At 77.7% G+C, this 754-nt stretch carries 1 protein-coding gene; it reads right to left on the reverse strand.

The window, feature by feature from the left end; genetic code table 11:
* Positions 1-754 (reverse strand): HAD-IC family P-type ATPase (locus OZN99_RS32795; protein WP_270939357.1); only part of this gene is annotated, 754 nt, incomplete at both ends.

Below are 754 nucleotides of genomic sequence, written 5' to 3' on the forward strand. Positions count from 1 at the left end.
TCCGCCGCGGCGATGCGCGCCTCCGGCCCGTAGCCGTCGCCCGCGATGCGCAGCGCGCCGGCCGGCGTCACCACGACGCCGGCGACCATCTCGTTGCGCGTGAGGGTGCCGGTCTTGTCGGAGCAGATGGTGCCCACCTGGCCCAGCGTCTCCACCGCCGGCAGCAGGCGCACGATGGCGTGGCGCGCGGCCATGCGCCGCACTCCGATCGCCAGGGCGACGGTCAGCACCGCCGGCAGGCCTTCGGGGATGGCGGCGACGGCCAGCCCGACCACCGCCATGAAGGCCTCCGCCGCGCCGCGTCCGGTGGCGACCGCGACGGCGAAGGCGCTGGCCGAGACGGCAAGGATCACCGCCGTCGCGCGCCGGGCGAAGCGGTCCATCTGGCGCAGCAGCGGCGTCTCCAGCCGCTCGACGCGGGAGAGCAGCGTGCCGACGCGGCCGATCTCGGTCGCCGCCCCCGTCGCCACCACCACACCGCGCCCCTGCCCCGCCACCACCAGCGTGCCGGAGAACAGCAGGCACGCGCGGTCGCCGGGCGTGGCGGCCTCCGCCACCGGGTCGGTCGCCTTGTCCACCGGCACCGATTCGCCGGTCAGCAGCGCTTCGCCGGCGCGCAGGCCGCGCGCCTCCAGCAGCCGCAGGTCGGCCGGCACGCGATCGCCGGCCTCCACCAGCACCACGTCGCCCGGCACCAGCAGCGCAGCGTCCAGCAGCCGGCGTTGCCCGTCGCGCAGCACCGCCGCGCGCGGCG

Origin of the sequence: Falsiroseomonas oryzae, from assembly GCF_027856955.1 — a bacterium.
Lineage (GTDB): Bacteria > Pseudomonadota > Alphaproteobacteria > Acetobacterales > Acetobacteraceae > Falsiroseomonas > Falsiroseomonas oryzae.